Raw genomic sequence first — 4,519 nt, 5'->3', positions numbered from 1 at the left:
TCAACCTGTTGCTTTAGCTCAATCTGCACCAAGTGCTGATGATAACCAAGACACATTTGTTAACGAAGTTCTAAAAAATGATGGTGAAGTTATTAAGACTATCAATGTTTTACTTACTCAAAATAAAGATCACCAAGGTAAAAAATGAATTGGTGGTGCTAAGGTTACAAACCCGCATGCTGCTAAATATAAATTAAATTCATTATTACAAATAGCATCAGATGATTTAGTAAATCCTGATGATCCAGCAGATAAAAGAACGAAAACTATTGGTGTTTATGATAAATATAGTTACTTTATTGATTTAGTAGATGGATCAAATGTATTTAGTAATTATGACAAGTTATATGAAACTATTGAAGGGGCTAAACTAGATAATAACCAAACAGGACAGCAACAAACTAGAACGATAAATTCATTCAAATATAACTTACAACTCAACCCTGAATTAGTTGAAATTAATAAGAGTAATGATGTTAATAACTCTGTTCGTGATAATACTACAACTTCAAGTGGATCATCAGCCGATGACGGAAAAGTAAAAGTAGGATATATTGTTCACGAAGAGATGAAAGGTTCTAAAAAGAAGAAAAAAGGACGTTTCATAATCAAAGGGTTTATTCAAGAAGGTAATGAAGAAAACAAACCTGCTATTTATGTAATTGACAATGTACCTAATGTAGTTAAGTCTACAGACAATTATTTACCATCCGTTGATAGAGACGAAATTATTAAACAAAACGGGGATGAATTTAAAGCTTTAATTGAAAAATGAAAAACCAAAGGCTCAAGTACAAGCGTTGGTAGTAATCAAGCAACAAACCAAGACGTTTGAAAAGACAATAAATTCACCATCGGTATCTCAACATTTGACCCCGAACAAGTCATCTTCACATTTGATAAATCTAGAAAATATTTAACAATCACTGATAAAACAACATTTGAAAAATTAGCTGTTGTTATTTTTGGTAGTCCAATTCCTAAAGTTGTTAAAAATGAAGGACTATATAATTGACAAGATGTTGTTGATAATGGAATGCATATTGAAAAAACTATCAACAACAAAATTAAAGATTTATATGGTGCACCAATTGATGATAACTATGATTTAACTGGATATATATACGATTCAGCATCTAATAATGGATCAGCAAATAAGAATTACTATATTGTTAAAAAAGATAGTGATGAAGTTATCTTAATTGATAATAATACATATACTGTTAATACTCAAACTCAATCTACTAAACAAGATAAGTTGTTTAATGGTAGAGATATTTTTAAAGATTATGATAAGTTTAAGACATTCTATGATAAGTTAACTGTAAACGAACAATCATTGTCTCAAAACGAAAATGAACAATTAAAAACTTGATTAAATTCTCAAAACGATAATTCATTCAAAAATTCTAATATCTCTAATATCAAAGTTAGAAAATATAAAGACACAATTATTCTTTTTGCTGATGAACAAGCTTCAACAACTCAAAACCCTAAAAAACGTCATATTCTAGCAATCAACAATCTTCCAAGAATTGTTAAAGATTATGAAATAAAATTAAAAGTTCCAACTCTTGATGACTTAATTGATCAACAAAAATCACTAGAAGATGTTTTAAAAGAAAGATTATCTAAATTAGATGGTAGCGCTGATACAACTAAATACAATGTAGACGGTTGAGAATTCAATGCATCAAAAACAAAAATCACATTTGACTACACAACAGATTTAATAACTTTAACTGAAGAAGATACTAACCAATCAGTTAAAATCAGCTCTTCAAGCAGTTTACCATCTATTAAAATTGTTAAAGCTAGTGAAACTAAAAACAATAGTAGTAGTAGTAGTAGTAGTAGTAGTGTAAAATCTATTGATTTCTCAAGTTTAGAAAACGCTTACATTATTAATAGTTTATATAAAGAAATTAATCAATTAAGTGATTACACTACAACAGATCCTGGTGCTAAATTATTTAGTGCTTTACCACTTTATGTAACTCAATCAGATCGTCACAATCTAAAAGATCAATTTGGTTTATTAACTGATGATCTAAAAGATACAGCTCATACAGAGAAAAAACTATTCAATAAAAATTCAAAAACCTTAACAATTAAATATATACCTGAAAAGGATTTAATTGTTATTAAAGACAGCGATTCAACACCAAGTGCTTTATTAATTAAAGAAAACAATCGTTATACTGATAAAGTCGACTTTGCTATTCCACCACGAATAGCAACTCAAACTAATAATGCTTTAGATGTTAAGAAGTTAGTTACTGAATATATTAATGGTTTAAGTGCTACTGGTGATGGCGCTAAATTAATTGGTAGTTATGTTGTTCATGATCCAGAGTTTGCTTACGCTGATTCAGGCGAACAATTTGTAACTATTAAGTATTCATCTACTAAAGGCGGAAGTCAAAAAGATAAAAAAATCTATGTTGTTGATAGAAATAAATATCATAATGAAGTTTCTGGCAGCGAGTTAAAAGATAAAATAGTTGAAAAAATCACAGACTTCAACAAGATCCAATCAAAAGGATTTAAAGAACTTACTACATTAAATTCATTATCTAGCTCTGAACAAGAATTACTTAAAGAGTTATTTAGCAAAGCTTCTAGTGGAAATGCATCAGATTATGAAAACATCCGATACCGTTTCATTATTCACAACAACAAGAGTGAAGTTATTTTTGCTGGAACAAAAGATGATGGCACACATTTCCCATCAAATAGAACTTTCTACTTTAAATTAACTGATTTAGTAAATGTAACAAATGACAGTGTAGCTGAATTACAAACTCCTGGAGTTTGAGATGTAATTAATGCTGGTTTTGTATGAACTGAAGCATTTAAACGAACTTGATTTAAAGATGCTCAAGGTAAATATACTATTGGTACAGCTAAAATAGATGAAGCAAAACTAAATGTTGATATTTCTGCTGACCACTCATATGCTATTGTTAAAGATAATTCAAAAACTGAAAACGATAAAATCATCGGTTATGTTGTCTTTAAAAACAAAGTTGAAAAAATCGAAAAAGCTGATTATTCAGAAGTTCCACCACAAGAGCTTAAACAATTAATGGATATTATTTCTGATATTCAAGAAAATAATAATCCAGATGTAGCTAAAGCTAAAATTAAAGATCTAGATCATGTAATTAAAGAAAAAGTGTCTAGTTTTGATATGACTTCTATTAATGCAGAATTAATAGCTAATGGTGATATCTTAATTAATGACCGTAAACAACCAGTATCTAACTACTTATTATTAACTAATGTGCCTAAGTTATTTAATTCAGATAGTTTCTATAGTTTATTTGAATTAGCTAATAGTGCAACAGATAAAGTTGATCCAGTAGATTTAATTACTAAGCGATGAGCAAATAATAAACGTATTGAAAGTAAACAAGTAAATAATCCAAGTTATAGTAAAGAAAAATCAAAAGATCACTTCTATGCGTTTACTGATAATGTTCCAAGTACTGATGGAACTACAAGCACAGATGGTGCTGCTATAAACAATCTAATTTATGTTTATGATAAGAATATCTATAAACCAGAAGTAGCCAAAGCTACTATTAGTGATATTCCTTCATACCGTGCTAGTGCAATCAAAACAGGTTCTGATATTGTTACATTAGAACAATTTGATAATGAAGAAGTTAAACAATTAGTAACTTCTAACTTTAATGGTTGAACAAGCATCAAACTCCGTTTATTTAGAACTAGAATGATTGTTCAAGGACAAGAAAGTGGAGAAACTAAATACGGGTTTATAACAGGATTACCTGATGTATTAGATGCTTCTGGTTTAGAGTTCCCTGATGAAAATACAATCATCTATGAACATGATGGGGATGTTAATGACGCATTCGCTGCAGTTATTGCTGATCCAACAAAAACTATTCGTAAAGATGGAAAAATCTCAATCTTTAGCCAACAATACGACCCAACAGCTGTTAGACTAGAATTTAACAACATTACTGGTCAAGTAAAACTATATAACAACAATAACTTTATTAGACAATTTAACCCAAGTATTCCAATGGGTAAATATAGTGTTATTGATGCAAATCAACGAAGATATAACATCTCTCCACAAGAAGCTTATAAATTAGTTCAAGCTATTAAAAAAGCTTCAATAGTAACAGATAACCAACATAAATATTCTGAAATTGGTGAATTTGCTTACTTAACAACAAACTTACCAATTGATATTAATACACAAGATGCAACAATTGAATACATTCAAGAAAAGAATATTATTGTTGTTCGTGGTTCAAATAAATATGGTAACCGTTTAATTATTCAAAATGTACCTAGAGTAGTGTTAGCTTCTAATGTTAACTTATATACAATAGATGAAGTAATTAAAAATAACCAAGATTTAAAGAAAACAGTAGAAGATAAAGTTGAAGAGATTAATTCTCAAAGACCAGCTTCTAAATCTATCGGTTCATTTGAAATCGATGGTACTTTAAGCATCGAAGCTAAAACAAATAATCCAGAA

1 pseudogene is annotated in these 4,519 nt (G+C 29.0%); it reads left to right on the top strand.

Features of this window, described 5'->3' with window-relative positions:
* Positions 1-4,519 (top strand): annotated as a pseudogene (locus UDIV_RS00525) (hypothetical protein); the annotation flags it as partial.

This window comes from Ureaplasma diversum NCTC 246 (assembly GCF_000731915.1).
Taxonomy (GTDB): Bacteria; Bacillota_I; Bacilli_A; order Mycoplasmatales; family Mycoplasmoidaceae; genus Ureaplasma; species Ureaplasma diversum.
Note: the sequence above shows the minus strand (reverse complement) of the source record. Positions and strands in the feature narration are given on the sequence as shown.